This window comes from Argonema antarcticum A004/B2, from assembly GCF_023333585.1.
Classification (GTDB): Bacteria; Cyanobacteriota; Cyanobacteriia; order Cyanobacteriales; family Aerosakkonemataceae; genus Argonema; species Argonema antarcticum.
The window spans coordinates 27,763-46,499 of record NZ_JAIQZN010000021.1; the positions used below are offsets into that span (position 1 = coordinate 27,763).

Below are 18,737 nucleotides of genomic sequence, written 5' to 3' on the forward strand. Positions count from 1 at the left end.
CGCCCCACCCCCACAACGCACCCATTATCCATAAAGACTATAGAAACACTCTGTTCAAATTATTGATATTTTCCCATAATTTTCGGCTTTTTCGGAATTGTTATGCTTTTGTTCAAAAAAATAACATTTTTATTCCCCCCACTCCCCCAGTCTCCCACTCTCCCACTCCCCCACTCCCCCACTCCCCCACTCTCCCACTCCCCCACTCCCCCACTCCCCCACTCTCCCGCTACAATAAAAGTAAAGATTGTTTAGATTTGTTAATTTGGGACAGCTATGGCTCCCGCAGTTTTAATCGAAAAACTCCAAAAGCGTTACGGTAAGGTTGAAGCCGTCAAAGATGTTTCCTTTCAGGTAGAACCGGGAGAGATTTTTGGTCTGCTTGGGCCAAATGGCGCTGGCAAAACCACAACCATCAGATGTATCTGTACCCTGGCGACGCCCGATGCTGGCAAAATTGAAGTATCTAGCATCAACGCGATCGCCAACCCCAAAGCAGCACGGCAAAAGCTAGGCTACGTCGCCCAAGAAGTTGCCCTCGATAAGGTGCTGACTGGTAGGGAATTGCTGCAACTGCAAGCGGCATTATACCACATACCTGGCAAATTTGCCAAAGAGCGAATTGATAAAATGATAAGTTCGCTAGGATTGCAGGAATACGCCGATCAAAAAACTGGTACTTACTCTGGTGGTATCCGCAAGCGGTTGGATTTGGCAGCTGGATTGCTGCATAAACCAGATGTGCTGGTTTTGGATGAACCAACAGTAGGGCTTGATATCGAAAGCCGAGTGGTGATGTGGGATATCTTGCGTCAGCTGCGGGATGCGGGGACGACTGTTTTGCTGACAAGCCACTATCTAGAGGAAGTTGACGCGCTAGCCTCTAGCGTGGCGATTATCGATAAAGGTGTGGTAATTGCTGCTGGTACGCCTTCGGAGTTGAAGGATAGGGTGGGAGGCGATCGCATTACCCTCCGCATCCGCGAGTTTTGCCCGCTCGAAGAAGCAGAGAAAGCCAAAGATATGCTAAAATCCTTTCCTTTTGTGCAAGAAGCGATTATTAACGTAGCTCAAGGGAACTCGCTCAATTTGGTAGTCACGCCTCAAAGCGACGCCTTAATTACCATTCAGCAAGCTCTACAAGCGGCTGGATTACCTACTTTTGGTATTGCACAATCGCGGCCTAGTTTGGATGATGTCTATCTTGCCGCGACGGGTAGAACGCTGATGGATGCGGAACTTGCAGCGGCTGGAAGTCGCGATCCCAAGGCGGAACGCAAACAGAATATGAAATAGGTTAATTTTTGAACAACGAAGACGCGAAGAGAAAAAAGAAAGATGAGCAGTACTGTAACTCCTTCTAAACCAAATGTTAGCTTGAAGCCAGAGGCAATGCAGGTTAGTCCTGCACCGGGTTTCTTTGGCGAACTTGTCCAAGAAACTTTGGCTTTAACTCGTCGTTTGTTTATCCAATTACAGCGGCGTCCCTCAACTTTAATTGCTGGGGTTATTCAACCTTTGATCTGGTTGGTTTTGTTTGGGGCGCTGTTTCAAAATGCGCCTAAAGGACTTTTTGGCGATACTGTAAATTACGGACAATTTCTTGCCGCTGGTGTGATTGTTTTTACAGCGTTTAGCGGCGCACTGAATGCTGGTTTGCCGGTAATGTTCGATCGCGAATTTGGCTTTCTCAATCGTTTGCTGGTTGCTCCCCTGGCTTCCCGGTATTCGATCGTCTTCGCTTCGGCTATATTCATAATTACCCTCAGCGCGATTCAAACGTCAGCAATTATTGCGGCGAGTGCTTTCCTGGGTGCGGGTTGGCCCGATCCGTTGGGTTTGGGTTTGATTTCGCTGATTCTCCTGTTACTGGTTCTCGGCGTAACGGCTTTGAGTTTGGGATTGGCTTTTGCATTACCGGGTCACATTGAATTGATTGCGGTAATTTTTGTTACCAACCTGCCTTTGCTGTTTGCCAGCACTGCTCTCGCACCTTTATCTTTTATGCCAAGGTGGTTACAGATGATCGCGACTCTCAATCCTTTGAGTTATGCGATCGAGCCAATTCGCTATCTCTATCTAAACAGTGATTGGGCGCTAAATAGCGTAGTAATGCAGGCTCCTTGGGGTGCTGTTACCTTGGGTGGGGCGCTGCTAGTGCTACTGGTTCTTGATGTGGTAGCATTTTTCATTATTCAACCCCTTTTGCGTCGAACCTTTGCTTGATTGATATCCTCCCCCGTTAAGTTTGTCCTATAACGGGTGAGGCTCAACCGTACTTAAATCAACAATTTCACAGATTAGATTTCGCTGAGAAATTCATAATAATTACTTAGTGAAAATCTCAGGTTTAAAGCCTAAAATATTTAGAGAAGTATCATCTTTGAAGTGATTTCCTAAGCAACAATCAACTTAAGGAACAAACAAAGCTATGAACGAAAGAATTTTTACACTCAATAACGACGTTCGCTACGTTCAAGCATCGCCTTAAGTTTCACAGTCAGTAATTCAATGCTAGATTATGAATAAACGCAATTTTTTATGGGGTGGTACAGCAATTCTTGGCACCGCCTTGTTATCACGCTATCTACCTGGGAGTTCAACAGATATGGCAATCGCGAATAATGAATTTGAAATCACCAAAACTGAGTCAGAATGGCGCACAATTTTGACTCCAGAACAATTTAATGTGCTGCGTAAACATGGAACAGAACGCGCTCACACCAGTCCGCTTGATAAGCAATACGGTAAGGGGACTTACGTTTGCGCTGGGTGCGCTCTACCACTTTTTTCATCTGAAACCAAATTCGATAGCGGTACTGGCTGGCCTAGCTTTTTTGCCCCCATTGAAGGTGCGATCGGCACATCCACAGACAAGTCATTTTTTACGACTAGAGTTGAAGTGCATTGCAGTCGCTGTGGCGGACATCTAGGTCATGTATTTAACGACGGGCCTAAACCTACTGGCAAACGTTACTGCATGAACGGTGTGTCGCTGGAATTTCTTTCTAGCTGATATTGTACTCGACTGAGTTGAGAGTGTCTTCGATTTAAAGTGCGATCGCATCTTTCACCCTAATCTTCTGTTTTCCGCTGAGGAGATGAATAGGTGAGAAGGTGCGATCGCACTGTCGGTATAATGATTCAATTCACTTGGATTCCTTGACTAACATTACGAATTTATATATCATAGAATTAATCGCTAATTCCATTAATGTAATATGAATCCAGAGTTAGAGGTAAAATCTATATCTAATACATCAAATCTTTACGAACAAGATTTCTATTTGTGGTTGAAAACGACAACAAAATTATTAAAAGAAAAAAAACTAGAGCTTGTAGATTTTGATAATTTGATAGAAGAAATTGAAAGCATGGGAAGAAGCGAGAAAAAAGAATTAAAAAGTAGATTAACAACCTTAATAGAGCATCTTTTAAAAATTCAATATTGGCAAGCTGAAAAAGCAAATAATGCTAGAGGTTGGCGACAAACTATTGTCGAACAAAGAAGGCAACTTGAATATTTATTGGAAGATAGTCCCAGTCTCAGAGAATTGTTAGCTGAGATATGGATCGAATGTTATGTTAATGCTAGGAAAGATATCCTTAAAAAATATGAATTAGATGCAGAAATATTCCCAAGGGAACCAGAATTTACTCTAGAGGATATCCTGAATGCTGATTATATATAGCAACCGCCAGGGCGGTTAAGACATTCTGAATTCCTGAAACCCTTGATTCCCTTCTTCCCCTAGCCCCTAGACCCTAGTCCCTAGCTATACCAGAGTAATTAGAGGAGAAACGATTAGAATTATCAGCGCTAGACCAGCAACAAAACGCGAGCGTCAACAATATGCCGAATAAAAGGCTCTTACAGAGATGGTATGCCAATGTATAGTCAGATACAAAATAACGGCGCTCAATTTATTACTGACTTAACTACTGCGCCTCTTTCTTAACCTGTTACGAATTGATCGAGACAACATTTCAATTGTTCAGCTAATTTTTGTACGTGAGGTTCAGCAAACATGGAGAAATGATTTCCCGGAAGTTCAATAACTTCGATCGCTTGCTGGGAACATTTGCCCCAACCTAACAATAAGTCATCGCTATGGAACTCAGAACTATCAAAATCATGAGCAATTTTATCGCTAGCTCGAAACAACGTAATTTTGTGAGGATAAACCTGGGGAACGTAATCTCGCATGGCTTGAACGTGAGATTTAAAGACCTTGTAATCGCGAATATGCTGCGTCATCTCCGTGTCGCTGACGATGAAGTTTGCCTTTCTATTCAATAACTGAAATTGCTCATCCAACGGTATATCTCGCATTTCCTCGTAGGAGACTGAAAAATCGATTCCGAACCAGTTTTTAATTGATTCAGCTAACCGGAGTAAAAATTTAGCATCATCATCCTTTGTTGGTTGAATAACTGTTTCTGACAATATCGCGTCAATTACCACTAGCAAGTCTACTTTTTGACCTTGTTTTTGTAGTTGTTGCGCCATCTCAAAAGCAACCACACCACCAAAACACCAACCTCCTAAAAGATATGGCCCTTCCGGTTGCACTGTGCGAATTTCTTGGAGGTAATAAGCTGCTGTTTCTTCTACTGACTTAGCTTCAATTTCTACGGAACTGGGGGACTGTTCCAAGGCGTAAAATGGTTGCTCTCCACCGATTTTATCTGCCAAGTTTATGTAAGAAAGAATATCTCCTCCGGCGGCGTGTACGCAAAAGAAAGGAGTCCTTGAACCTGAAGAATTAAGGGCTACCAGCGGGGAACCTGAACTCAAGTTTGTTGGCTGGCTGACAATTTTAGCGAGTTTTTCAATTGTTGGGTTTTCAAACAAAATAGATAGGGGAAGGTTGTGTCCAAACCGCTCGTAAATTTGAGCCATTAAGCGTACAGCTAAAAAGGAGTGACCTCCCAACTCGAAGAAGTTATCTGTAACTCCAATTGAGTTAATAGCTAGAAGATTTTCCCAAATTTTTACCAAAGCTAATTCGGAAATATTTCTGGCTGAAACGAAGGATTTTGTGGAGTTAGATCGGATCGTATTATCAGTTGGAAGCGATCGCTTATCTACTTTCCCATTTGGTGTTAGCGGTATCGCATCGAGCACCACAAAAGCAGACGGTATCATATAATCCGGTAGTTTCTCTTGCAAGTAACCGTGCAGTTGTGAAACTAAGTTTGGTTCATCTGTTACTATGTAAGCGATCGGATGTTTATCGCCTTGTGTATCGTCGCAGATAATGACAACAGATTCTCGAATATCTGGATGTTGCAATATCGCACTTTCAATTTCGGCCAATTCTACTCGGAAACCTCGGATTTTTACTTGTTCGTCACGGCGACCTAAATATTCGAGATTGCCATCGTGCAAATAACGCCCTAAATCGCCAGTTTTGTAAAGCTTAGTTCCCGATACAAAGATGTTATCAATAAACCGTTCCTCGGTTAGTTCAGGACGATTCAAATAACCTTTCGCCAATCCATCGCCACCGATGTACAATTCACCGCAGACTCCGACGGTCGTTGGTTGTAAATGGCGATCGAATATGTAAACTTGAGTGTTATTAATAGGACGACCGATCGGAACGCTAGTTGCTTTTTCTAGTAATAAACTCGTATCGTAGTAAGTGGCGTTAGCAGAAACTTCTGATGAACCGTAAAGGTTAATCAATTTGGCAGATGGCAGCAATTTTTTGAACGATCGCGCTAAGTCGATAGGTAGTGCTTCTCCACTGGTTATCCAAAGTTTCAAGTTCGACAATTTTTGGATTAAATTACCGTAAGTATCGAGAATTAACCGCAGCAAGGAAGGAACAAGTATGACTCGCGTAACGCGATGGCGATCGAGCGTTTCTAGGAATAGTTTAGTGTCTTTGACAATTGGATCGGGAATGATAACGGTGGGAATTCCTTGGAGTAAGGGAGCAAAAATTTCCCAGACTGAATCTACAAAACTAATTGCTGTTTTCTGACAACAAATGTCTTCTCTTTCAAAGGGATAAGTTTTCCACAACCAGTTTAACCCATTAACTGTACCTCGGTGAGTGCCGAGAACGCCTTTGGGAGTTCCAGTCGAACCAGAAGTGTAGATTACATAAGCAAGATTGTCACTTTTAGATGCGGTGGCAGGATTTTCTTGACTTTCTCGATCGATAATTTCCCTGTCATCATCTAGACAGATAACTTGTATTTGTTGAAAGCGATCGCGTAATGATGAATGACTGATGACTAATGAAACTTGGGAATCAGAAACCATGAAAGAAAGACGATCGACTGGATAATTTGGATCGAGAGGAATGTAAGCACCGCCTGCTTTCAGTATTGCCAGAATTCCAACTATCATTTCCAGCGATCGATCCAGACAAATCCCCACGCAAGTTTCGGTTGTTACTCCCAATTTTTGTAAATAATGGGCAAGTTGATTGACCTTTTGGTTGAGTTGTCGATAGGTGATTTTTTCGGAGCGATCGATTAATGCTAAACTATCGGGAAAATCCTGTACTTGCCGTTCAAATAATTGATGGAGAGAGACATCTTGCGGATAAGTCGTTTGAGTATTATTCCACTCCAATAACAGTTGTTCTCGCTGTTTGGCAGTTAGGATTGGTAGTTCAGAAATTTGGCGATCGGGATTAGCAACGATGCTTTCCAGTAAGGTTTGAAAATTGTCGATTAGTCCTGTAATTGTTGCCGCATCAAATAAGTCGGTACTGTACTCTAAAAATCCAGTTAATCCTGCTTTAGATTCGCCGATCGACAGAAAAATGTCAAACTGAGATGTGCCACTATCGAACTCCAAACTACGCAAAGTTAACCCAGCAATCTCTCGCTCGGAATTCGGCGTATTTTGCAGCACAAACATGACCTGAAACAAAGGATTTCGGCTTAAATCTCGGTCGGGTTGCAATTCCTCTACTAGCTTCTCGAAAGGCAAATCCTGATGTGCGTAAGCGTCCAGAGTCACCCCGCGTACCCGACTCAAAAGCGTCCGAAAACTTGGATCGCCGCTGAGGTCATTTCGCATTACCAATGTATTGACAAATAAACCAAGGATTCCTTCTAATTCGGCTTGATTTCGATTGGCAATTGAAGAACCTATGAGGATGTCTTCTTGCTCTGTATAGCGGTAAAGTAAAGTATTAAAAGCCGCCAGTAAAGTCATAAATAAAGTGACTTCTTCTTGCTGACCTAATTTACTTAGCGCCTCTGTTAGAGTTTTGGGAAAAGTAAAGTATTGCTTTGCGCCATTAAATGTGGTAATAGTAGGTCTGGAGCGATCGACAGGCAATTGCAATACAGGTAAATCACCACCTAGTTGCTGCTTCCAGTAATTGATTTGGGTGTTGAGTAATTCACCTTGCAAGCGATCGCGCTGCCAAATTGCAAAATCTGCATACTGGATAGGAAGTTCCTGTAATGAGGGAGATTGACCTGTTGAGAACGCCGCGTACAGCGCTGCAAATTCCCCCGCGAACACTGATATAGACCATCCATCGGAGACGATGTGGTGCATGGTCAAAAGGAAAATATGTTCTGTTTCGCTTAGACGCAGCAAAGTTGCCCGTACCAGAGGCGCTTGGGATATATCAAAGGGTTTTTTAGCTTCCTCGATCGCTATTTTTTGAACTTCAACATCCCAATTTTTTCCCGATAAATGTTCGAGGTTGACGATCGGTAATTCCCAGGTTGCTTCAGATGCGATCGCCTGAAATGGTTGCTTATCTACTATTACAAAACTCGTCCGCCAAGCTTCGTGACGCTTCATAATTTCGTTGAGACTTTGCTTAATCGCCGTCACATCAAGCATTCCCTTTAAATGAATGGCTGTCGGAATATTATAGAAAGAACTTCCTTGATAAAGTCGATCGATAAACCAGAGTCTTTGCTGGGAAAAAGATAAGGGAATAAGATTAGATTCCGATCGCTTAGGAATAGCATAACTTTTAAATTTTCCTGTCTTCCATTTTTCTAGAAGGGCTTTTTTGGTTGCTGATAGATTAGAGGTTGAGTTTTCCATAATAGATGTTGTTGGTGATGAGTAATGAGGTTATACCAATTTAATGTGAAGTTGCACATATCTCGATCCCCCTAAATCCCCCTTAAGAAGGGGGACTTTGAGTGAAATCTTGTCCCCCCCTTAAGAAGGGGGGCTTTGAGTGAAATCTTGTCCCCCCCTTATTAAGGGGGGCTAGGGGGGATCTGATTCTATGCAGCCTCATAAAAAATTGGTATTAGATGGGATTCGGTTGTGTAAAAAGAAAGTTTTATCGATTAGCCAATAAAGCTTCAACTTCTTCATCAGATAATTCGGCAATTTTTTCTAAGAGAAGTTGGTCGATCGTTTCGGCTTGTTTGGCGACAGTGGATGCTTGAAGCAAAAGGTCGCGCAGTGGTAGTTCAACTGGGAAGTGCGATCGCAATCGCGAAACTAATTGGGTAGCGATGAGTGAATCTCCTCCTAACTCAAAGAAATTATCGTGAATACCGACTTGTTTAATACCGATAACTTCTTGCCACATTTCGGCAATTTGTTGTTCTAAGTCGTTAGTAGGAGGAACATACGAATTACCGAGGCTGGGTCTTAAATAGCGTGGGGAGGAGTCTGTTTGTTGAGATGGTTTTGTCTCCGGTATTAGTTCTGCCAGTAAAGCATCAATATCGTCTTGGTTTTGGGGATTAATGGTATAAATTCCTTCGCTGAGTTTAGCATAATTTTCTCCTAACTTTAACGTAATTACATTTTGACCTTTTTGTTCCAATTTATTAAGTAATTGGGAACCTAGACCAGATTCATCAACAAGCACTAACCATCGATCTTTTTGGTCTGATGTTGTTGATTTGTTACTTCCAGATAAGGATGGCGATTTGGCATCGATCCAGTAACGTTGGCGCTCGAAAGGATAGGTAGGTAGAGGGAGACGATGACGGGATTCGTGAGTAGAAAAACCCGACCAATCTATCTTCACACCTGCCATCCAAAGCCGACCTAATGCGTTTAATAATAAGGCAACATCGGATTGTTGTTCTTGAGGATGGTGTAAGGAATTTAGCACGAGATGTTTGGCATCGGGTTCTAAATGCCGCTTAGTTAACGTGCTTAACGTCCGTCCAGGCCCAACTTCCAAAAATATTGCTTCCGGCTGTTTTAATAACTCGGAAATTCCGGCAGAAAATCTCACTGTTTGGCGCAGATGTTTGCTCCAATAGCTGGGATTTGTGGCTTCATTTTCTGTAATCCAAGTACCAGTGACGTTGGAAATAAAAGGAAGTTGGGGCGGATTCAGCTTCACTTTTTTAATGGCAAGTACAAACTGTTCTAAAATCGGTTGCATCATCTCAGAATGAAAGGCATGAGATGTATGTAAGCGGCGACAGTCTATAGCTTGGGAATTTAACTGATTTTGCAATGTTGCGATCGCTTCTGTCGAGCCTGAAACGACGCACGAGGATGGCGCGTTAATTGCGGCTAAAGAAATTTCTTTGCTCAAAAATGGCTGAATTTCTTGTTCTGAGAGAGGTACGGCGAGCATACTTCCAGAGGGCAATTGCTGCATCAGTTTACCTCTACTTGCTACTAAAAATAAGGCATCTTCTAGGGAGAAAACACCTGCTAAAGTAGCAGCTACATATTCACCAATACTGTGTCCAATTAGCGCTACGGGATTCACTCCCCATTCTATCCACAACTTGGCGATCGCGTATTCAACAACAAATATAGCTGGTTGGGTAATAGCAGTTTGTTGCAATTGCTGAGAAGCTTCTGCGGTTTCTGCTTCACTGGGATATAGAATTGAACGCAAATCGATACCTAAATGAGGTTTGAGAATTTCCGAACAGATATCTATTTGTTCTCTAAATGTTGGCTCAACTTCGTAGAGTTCTCGCCCCATATTTACATATTGTGCGCCTTGTCCAGAAAACATGAATACGATCGGACGGTGAGAGGGCTTTTGGTAGTGCGTGAAAACTCGTTGCGGATCTAAATTAGTTAGCGCATTCAGGGCATCTTCAATATCATGACAAACTACCATCCGGCGATGTTCAAAAGTCCGACGACCGACTTGCAATGTGTAAGCAACATCAGCGATCTTTAAATCGGGATGCTGGTGTAAATGTTTGGCTAAATTCGCAGTTGCTATCTCTAATGCTGTATTGGTTTTTGCTGAGAGTAGCAATAACTGCCAAGGACGTGAGGAACTAGAAGCTTCAAGGGCAGGAGTTTCTTCTAAAATTATATGAGCATTTGTTCCACCAATTCCGAAAGAACTGACTCCAGCACGACGCGGATTGCCGTTAGTTTTCCATTCCGACAACGTAGTATTAACGTAAAAGGGACTGTTGGCAAAATCTATCTGAGGATTGGGTTGTTGAAAATGCAAACTAGGAGGTATTTGTTTGTGTTTAAGTGCTTGGATAGTTTTGATTAAACCTGTTATTCCAGCGGCTGTATTCAAATGTCCAACATTAGTTTTAACTGAAGCGATCGCACAAAAACCATTCCGATTAGTTCTGGTACGAAAAGCTTGGGTGAGAGCTGCAATTTCGATCGGATCTCCCAACGAAGTTCCCGTTCCATGCGCCTCAATATAACTAATAGTTTCGGACTCCACTCCAGCTAAAGCAAGTGCTTCTAAAATCACCTCCCTTTGACCTTCTACGCTGGGGGCTGTGTAACCAACTTTTAAAGAACCGTCATTATTAATTGCGGAACCTTTAATGACCGCATGAATACAATCCCCGTCGGCTACAGCATCTTCTAAGCGTTTCAATACGACAATACCCAAACCGCTACCAAAAATAGTTCCTTGAGCATTTACATCGAAAGCTCGGCAATGTCCGTCAGGAGAATTTATTCCTCCTTCTTGATAGCGATAACCTGTTTTTTGTGGCACTTGAATTGAAACACCACCAGCTAACACGATATCGCTTTCGCCATTCAGCAAACTTTGGCAAGCTAAGTGAACTGCAACTAATGAAGTAGAACAGGTAGTTTGAACGTTAATGCTCGGCCCTTTGAGGTTTAATTTGTAAGAAGTTTGCGTGCAAAGGTGGTCTTTATCATTGCCAATTAACACTTGGAACGGATCGACTGATTCTATTAAATGGCGATTAGGATACAGGTTAGAAAATAAATAACTGCTCAGAGTTACACCTGCAAACAAACCAATTTGACCGGGATAACTTTCCGAATCGTAACCAGCATTTTCTAATGCTTCCCAAGCACATTCTAAGAAAAGACGCTGTTGGGGATCTGCGATTTCGGCTTCTCTGGGTGTAAAGCCGAAAAATGCAGCATCAAATAGTTCTATCTCTTCTAATACTGTGCCTGCTTTGACATATTTGGGGTCATTGAATACGGCTGGGTCTGTACCTGTAGAGATGAGTTCTTCATCTGTAAAAAAAGAAATTGATTCTACGCCATTTCGCAAGTTTTGCCAAAAAATATCGACATTTTTTGCACCTGGGAAACGCCCCGCCATGCCGACGATTGCGATTTCATCCTTTCCATCAAAACGATTAAATTCACTTAGATTATTCATCAGAATACTCAACCATTTACTTTTAACTTTATTCTCGTTCCCAGGTAGAATCTGGAAACGAAGTGCGGGAGGTTCAACCTCCAAGGCGTGCTGCGAGTTATGCTACATTCTCAGCAATTTCTAGAGAATTAGAGAGCAAAATCTCTAAAGCAATCTCCATCTGGTCGTTTAAAACTGCATCGATATCATCTTCAGTGGTAAGTGGATTAGCAATCACCGCCCGCAATGCGACCATCGGAATTTCTTTTCCAGAACAGATCGTGGTTTTAGTTGTTCGTGAAATAAAAGTACGACCTGCTTGGCGCTGGGCTTTTTGAAGTCGTTCGTTAAATCGATCGATCAGTTGATTTTCACTTTCAGTTAACTGATTTTTAGCCGCATTCTCTCTCAATGACTCCGGTATATAACGGTAAATTAACAGGTTAATATCCGGTTCTGCTAACAACTCAAATTCAGCTAGACTGCGGATGCGATCGGCCATATATTGAGTTTTCCGAATTCCTTCATCAATCAAAAATTCATATCCTTTCACTCCAATTAAGTTGAGCCCAGCATGAAGGAATAATGCCATTCCCGGTCGAGAACCTTCCAAAGCGCGTTTACCTAAGTCGAAAGAACCTTTACGCATGGTATAACTGGCATTTTTTTCGATCGCTTGTGCCACGATCGGATCGCGCAAAAAGACCATCCCAATACCCATTGGCAAGTACATTTGTTTATGTCCATCAATCGTCACCGAATCAGCGCGTTCGATCCCAACAATTTTAGGTCGATGCTGTTGGGAAAAGATCAGTGGCCCACCCCAAGCGGCATCGACATGGAAGTGAACGTTCGCTTCTCGCGCAATGTCCGCCATATCGGAAAGAGAATCGACTCCACCTGAGTCTGTAGTACCAGCAATGCCCACGATCGCGATAATATGTTTGTTTTGTTTGCGACAATCTGCGACAGCTTGACGAAGCGCACAGATGTCAATCCGATTGTTGCGATCGCTCTTAATTTTAATCAAACCTCGCGTACCGATACCCAACAAATCGGCGGCTTTTTCAAACGAGTAGTGCATTAAGTCCGAACCGATTACTACCGCACCTTTGTAGCCATAATAATCTAAGGCGGCTGTTAAACCTTCCTTTTCTATACCTGGAAAGTCGTCTTTTGGCCCTAAAGAAGTATTTCTGGCGCACCAAAGCGCTGTGATATTCGCTGTAGTACCTCCAGAAACCAAAATTCCTAATGTACTCTCGCTGTTTTGAATATGCTGGGCGTAAAAGCGATCGCCAAAGTTGTAAATCAGTCGATGAATCATTGCCAAAGCTTGACGTTCATAAGGACTGAAAGCTTTAGCAGTTTCTATTTTAACGGCGTTTTGATTCATCGCCGTCATCAGTTTAGCTAGAGGCTGCACGAAATGGGGAAGTGCGGCGGTCATGTGACCGATAAATCGTGGCGATGATGTGTGGATTGAATGGTTAATTACGTTGCTGGATAAATATTCCAGGTAGCTTTCAAAATTAGCGGGTTCAATGGGAATTTGAGGATCGCAAAAGTTTTGCGTTAACGCTTGAAAATCAATGTCGCTGTTGGTTTTGATGTTGGCTAAAAACTCGCGAGTTACAGCGTTAATTTGCATCTCGATCGTTTTTTCTAGAGAGGCAGTGTGAGTGGATGGAGCAAAAAGTTCGATTGTTTTTTGTTCAATAGTATATTGGCTCGTATTGTCGGGGTTAAAGGAGGTTTTTATTTTCAGCATTTCTTGTTGGTTTAACATCATTTTTTCCTACTTAATTGGGTTGAAAGATATTGGGAATCCGCCATCTAAAATTAGCTTTTAAGGCTGCTCTCTTCTTTGTCTTGCCGCTCGATGTTCTTGTCTGACTTGTCGGCGGCGGTTGATGGAGTCTGTCGGGGTTATTGATGGTTGAGAATGATTTGCATACGATCGCTGCTTGTTTTCCTCCTGAATTAAATATTCAGCTAAGTAGCCGATAGTTGGATATTGAAACATTCCAACTAAAGAAAACTCTCGCTGAAATATTTTTTGCATCTGGCTGTGAACGCGAACTAAGAGCAATGAATCACCACCCAAATCGAAGAAGTTATCGTGAATACCTACTTCCTCTAAATGGAGATATTCTTGCCAAATAGCACCAATGGTTTGCTCTATTTCCGTTCGGGGTGCTTGATAGGCTGCTTCCAATTTGGGACGCGCTTGTTCTGGTGCTGGTAGCGCTCGACGGTCTACTTTACCATTGGGTAGCAATGGCAGAGTTTCTAACATCACAAAGGTGGATGGTATCATATAGTTAGGCAGCTTTTCTTGCAGCAGGCGATGAAGTTCGCTGACTGCGATCGGCTGTTCTGAATCAGATACGATATAAGCCACCAATTGCCGATCGTCGGGTTCATTTTCCCTAGCCAAAACGATTACTTGTCGCACAGATGGATGTTGAGCTAGTGCTGCTTCAATTTCTCCTAATTCTATTCGGAAACCGCGAATTTTGACTTGGTTATCGATTCGTCCGAGAAATTCCAAATTGCCATCTGGTAAATAACGAACCAAATCGCCAGTTTTGTACAGTTTGGTCGATAGTTCAGTATGAATGCTTGCTAATGGATTAGGAATGAATTTCTCAGATGTTAATTCGGGACGATTGAGATAACCTCGCGCCAATCCTGCGCCACCGACGTACAGTTCACCAGGTACGCCAATGGGAACAGGTTGTAAGTTGCGATCGAGGACGTAGATTTGGGTGTTAGCGATCGCACGACCGATGAAAACTTGCGAATTAGCTCGATCTTGGGGCTCGATACTGTAGCAAGTGACATCAGCAGAAACTTCGGAGGAACCGTAAAGATTTAACAGCATACTCTCAGGTAAAATCTGCCGAAACTGCTGCAATAAATCTACCGAAAGTGCTTCTCCACTCGTCACCCAAAAATTCAATTTGGGTAGCCGTTTTTGCAAGTCAGCAAACGTATCTAAAAGTAACCGCAGCAAAGAAGGAACCAAGACAAGTCGCGTCACTTTATTATTGGCGAGAGTTTCTACGAACTGGTGAGGGTCTTTGAGAATGCGATCGCTGATAATAATCGTCGGTATTCCTTGCAGTAAGGGCCCGAAAATTTCCCAAACAGAATCTACAAAGTTTAACGATGTTTTCTGACAGCAAACTTCTTCTCCTTTAAAAGGATAAGTTTGCCACATCCACTGAAAACGATTGATAGCACCTCTATGCAAACCTAAAACTCCTTTAGGTTTCCCCGTCGAACCAGAGGTATAAATGACATAAGCCACATTATCAATTGTAGAATGACTGACAGGATTTTCTCGGTTTTCTTTCTGAATAATTTCCCAATCAGTATCCAAGCAGATAACCGTCATTTGTGCAAAGTTTTTAACTAATGACGAATGACTAATGACCAATGACAATTTAGCATCAGCAAGCATGAAATCTAATCGTTCTTGCGGATATGCTGGATCGAGGGGAAGATAAGCACCGCCTGCTTTGAGGATACCCAAAATCCCGACGATGGAATTGAGCGATCGCTCTAAACAAATCCCCACCATTACTTCTGAATTTACCCCCAATTTTTGCAGGTGATGCGCTAGTTGATTAGCCTTAGCATTCAGTTCTCTATAAGTCAAACTTTGGTTGCAAAACATCACCGCCACAGCATCCGGCGTGCGTTCCACTTGCGCTTCAAAAAGTTCGTGAATGCAGTGATGCTGATAGTCAGTTTGAGTATCATTCCATTCCACCAACAACTGTTTTAGTTCGTCTGACTTCAGTAAAGGTAAATCCACAACTCGCTGTTCTGGATTAGCAACAATGCTTTCTAACAAAGTTTGCCAATGTTTCATCCACCTTTCAATAGTTTGCGAGTCAAATAAGTCGGTGTTGTATTCACAATCGACTACAAGTTCGTCATTTTGTTGGTGAATATCCAGAAAAATATCTGAGATGGAAGAATTGGTGGGATTTCTGACAAACTCGAATTTTCGGCTAAAAGACTCTGAGGTAGCCAGAGGTCTGTCCAAATTAAACATTATTGTCACTAAAGGTGGACGACTTGTATCTCTTGGCAGATTTAGTTTTTTAACCAACCTAATAAACGGATAAATCTGATGGTCATAAGCGTCGGATAATACCTGTTTTATTGAACTTAAATATTCTGTGAATGTCTGGTTTTCCCCAACTTGACTGCGGATTGGCAATAAATTCACATAGTGACCGACAAGAGATTCACCTTCAACAGATAATTGTCCGGCTGAAGGGATACCAATAACGATATCGTCCTGACCTGTCAATCGGTGAAGTAACGCAAAAAAACCAGCCAAAACTGTTGTAAACAAGGTGCTTTTAAACTTGATGCTTTCGTGTTTCAAAGCGCCATAAAAAGTTTTATCCAGCGTGAAAGTTGGTCGAGTACCGACGTAGCGATTAACTGACGATCGCGGACGATCGGTTGGCAATTCTAATACCGGAACGGAACTGGAAAATTGCTGCAACCAATAAGCCTCAGCTTTTGCCATTTCTGGACTTTCCTGCTGGCTTGCTTCCCACTGAACGTATTCGCTTAACTGCATTGGTTGTGGGAGTTGATGCGCGATCGCTTGACATTCGGCTGTGTAAATTGCAGCTAGTTCTTGTTGCAAAACTCCCAAAGACCAACCATCAGCAATAATGTGATGAACTGTAAGAACGAAAAGATGATGTTGTTCTTCTAATTTGACGATCTGGGTGCGGACTAAAGGGCCAGTTTCAAGATTGAAAGTTTGTCGTGCTTCTTTTACTAAAAATTCCGCTAAATGTGTCTCGCGATCGCTGTTATCTAAAGTCGATAAATCTACTACTGGAATGTTTATAGTCAGAGTCGAATTAATTTGTTGATAATCTCCTGACGGGCTAAACGTCGATCGCAATGCTTCGTGGCGATCGACTACTTCTTGAATTGCCTTACGTGCTGCTGCCAAATTGAACGAACCGCGCAGATGAATTGTCGTTGATTGGTTATAAGCGCGGGAGACATTTTCTCCCATTTGTGCCATTACCCAAAGTTCTTTTTGCGCTTCTGTTAGGGGGATTGAAGACTGGCGATCGGCGATCGGCGATCGGGAAGATTTTTTCCCATTCTCCACTCCCGATTCCCCGGTTAAAAATCCACCTTGTTGCATTTCGCTGATACTTTCCTTGACTGCTTGAATCATCCGCTCGATATCTTCATCGGTATGCGCGGTAGATAAGAAAAGTCTGCGATTTTCTAAAGCAAAGATTCCCTTTTCTAGCAGATGATAGAAAAACAAATCCATCCAATTGAGAGTGGGAGAATAAGCAAATCGGAAGAGAGAACCAAAATGAACTACCTTAATTGGTAATTGTTTTTGCTCGAAGTAAGTATTGAGCGTGTTGGCTAATTTTATGGTTTTGGCAGTTAACTCTTCTTGCAGTTTCGCGCCGCTATTCTTAATGTGGGTGAGTGCAGCTAAAGTAGCAGCCATCACGAGAGGATGCTTGAAAAAAGTACCTGCAAAGTGAGTAACTTCGACTTCAGGATAAGACGCATCTCCATAACTCCAAAATCCACCATCTAATGCGTCCATAAAAGCAGCTTTACCAGCGATTACTCCGATCGGCAAACCACCACCAATTGCTTTACCGTAAGTTGTGATATCGGCTCGAATATTCCACAACGCTTGCATCCCGCCGGGGTGCATCCGAAATCCAGTAATCACCTCATCAAAAATTAAAGCAATTCCGCTTTCTTGAGTTAATTGTCTCAATTCATGCAAGAATTCTTTAGGTTGCAAATCCGGTTTAGCGCTTTGGATTGGCTCCACCAAAACAGCCGCTAATTCACTGGCGTGAGCTCTGATAATATCTAGCGATTTGGGATTTCCGTAATCTAGAACTATTACTTGTTTGACTTTATGTTGCGGAATCCCAGGAGCGATCGCGATCGAACGCAAATTTCCCTCTTCACTCGGTACTCCGGCGACCAAAACTTCATCCAAAGTTCCGTGATAGGAACCTGCAAAAAAAGCAATCTTTTCGCGTCCTGTAATGGCGCGAGCGATGCGAATTGCTCCCATTACCGCTTCGCTGCCATCATTACAAAAACAAGCCCTTTCTTGACCTGTCAATTCGCAAACTAACTGAGCAGCTTTACCCGCCATTGCTGATTGCGGGCCGTGTTGTATTCCTTGGCGAACATAGTCTTGAATTGCATCAATAATAAAAGATGGAGAATGACCGAATAAAAGTGCGCCAAATCCCATTGACATATCTATATATTCATTACCATCAATATCCCAAATTCTCGCACCCGAACTTCTTTGGGGATAGATGGGATATACCATTTCTTTGATTGAGGGACGAAATCCCAATACCGATCTGGAATTAGCATGATGAACGCGATCGTTTTGTGTCAAATTTTTCGATGCTTGAGTGCGTTCGATCACCCGTGCGATTAATGCGTCTAAATGTTCTTGTTGGCGTGGAGTTAAATTGGCGGAACTGGGGGATTTTTGAATTTTGGATTTTGGATTTTGGATGGGAATTTCTCTCTGGCGTTCCTGTGCGATAGTTTCGGTAGGTATGCGTGTAGGTTGTTTCTGCTTTGGTGAAATATTTTCGCGCAGAAATTCCAGTTGTTTGGACATCACCTCAAGTTGCTGTGCCATCAAACGTTTGATCGCTGTATTATCGGTTTGTCGATCGACCTTATTTTCTGGCAATAGCGATGCTTTTTTCTTGGGTTTTGAGTTATTTGTTTCGGGCCGATCGGGCGTTAATGTTGGATCGATTGGCGGGATTTGCTGAGATATGTAAACGGCTAATTCGTTAATTGTAGAGCTATTTTCAATTAATAATTTTAAAGAAATATTGAGACCAAATGCTTTTTTAATTGCGCCATTTATTTGGAGTAATTGCACGGACTCAAAACCGAGTTCGAGAAAATTAGTCTTATCGTCTATTTCAGAGGAGCTTACTCCCATTGCTTTACCGACAATTTCTTTTAATACAGACAGGATTTTGTCAGTCTGCGAGGGATGTATTGATGAATTTAGTTTTTGGTTGAGTTGGGAGTCAGACATTGTAATTTCCTTAATTATTAGTCATTAGTCAGCCGTCATTAGTCATTAGTTATTGGTCATTAGTCATTGGTCAGATGAAC

The 18,737-nt window shown here is 42.5% G+C and carries 9 protein-coding genes; 5 read left to right on the top strand and 4 right to left on the bottom strand.

Translation table 11 applies throughout. The features are described from left to right. The 5 genes from LAY57_RS11735 to LAY57_RS11755 all read left to right on the top strand — a co-directional run. A partial coding sequence (locus tag LAY57_RS11735) for a hypothetical protein (RefSeq protein ID WP_249066695.1) occupies positions 1–323 on the top strand: 323 nt, incomplete at its 5' end. Further along, positions 277–1,296: an ABC transporter ATP-binding protein gene (locus tag LAY57_RS11740; protein ID WP_249066696.1), complete on the top strand. Its 1,020-nt coding sequence runs from the start codon at positions 277–279 to the stop codon at positions 1,294–1,296. The genes LAY57_RS11735 and LAY57_RS11740, both read left to right, overlap by 47 nt. A gap of 42 nt (positions 1,297–1,338) precedes the next feature. After that, positions 1,339–2,226, top strand: coding sequence for an ABC transporter permease (locus LAY57_RS11745; RefSeq protein WP_249066697.1), 888 nt, complete (start codon positions 1,339–1,341; stop codon positions 2,224–2,226). Between the two features lie 295 nt (positions 2,227–2,521). Beyond that, positions 2,522–3,016 carry a peptide-methionine (R)-S-oxide reductase MsrB gene (gene msrB / locus LAY57_RS11750; protein WP_249066699.1) on the top strand — a complete coding sequence of 165 codons (495 nt, stop codon included), beginning with the start codon at positions 2,522–2,524 and terminating at the stop codon, positions 3,014–3,016. A gap of 205 nt (positions 3,017–3,221) precedes the next feature. Next, the gene (locus LAY57_RS11755) at positions 3,222–3,692 is read left to right on the top strand and encodes a DUF29 domain-containing protein (protein WP_249066702.1); all 471 of its coding nucleotides are present in this window, start codon (positions 3,222–3,224) and stop codon (positions 3,690–3,692) included. 263 nt (positions 3,693–3,955) lie between these two features. Here LAY57_RS11755 and LAY57_RS11760 read toward each other — a convergent pair whose 3' ends face one another. The 4 genes from LAY57_RS11760 to LAY57_RS11775 all read right to left on the bottom strand — a co-directional run bounded on the left by LAY57_RS11760 (position 3,956) and on the right by LAY57_RS11775 (position 18,657). Beyond that, entirely contained in the window at positions 3,956–8,038 is a 4,083-nt protein-coding gene (locus LAY57_RS11760; protein ID WP_249066704.1) for a non-ribosomal peptide synthetase, read from the bottom strand. 247 nt (positions 8,039–8,285) lie between these two features. Beyond that, a complete protein-coding gene (locus tag LAY57_RS11765; RefSeq protein WP_249066706.1) occupies positions 8,286–11,561 on the bottom strand; it encodes a type I polyketide synthase in 3,276 nt (1,091 codons plus the stop codon). A 97-nt stretch (positions 11,562–11,658) separates the two neighbouring features. After that, on the bottom strand, positions 11,659–13,332 hold the full coding sequence (panP, locus tag LAY57_RS11770) for a pyridoxal-dependent aspartate 1-decarboxylase PanP (protein WP_249066708.1): 1,674 nt from the start codon (positions 13,330–13,332) through the stop codon (positions 11,659–11,661). Positions 13,333–13,389: 57 nt separating this feature from the next. After that, the gene (locus LAY57_RS11775) at positions 13,390–18,657 is read right to left on the bottom strand and encodes a non-ribosomal peptide synthetase (protein WP_249066711.1); all 5,268 of its coding nucleotides are present in this window, start codon (positions 18,655–18,657) and stop codon (positions 13,390–13,392) included. Positions 18,658–18,737: the final 80 nt, after the last annotated feature.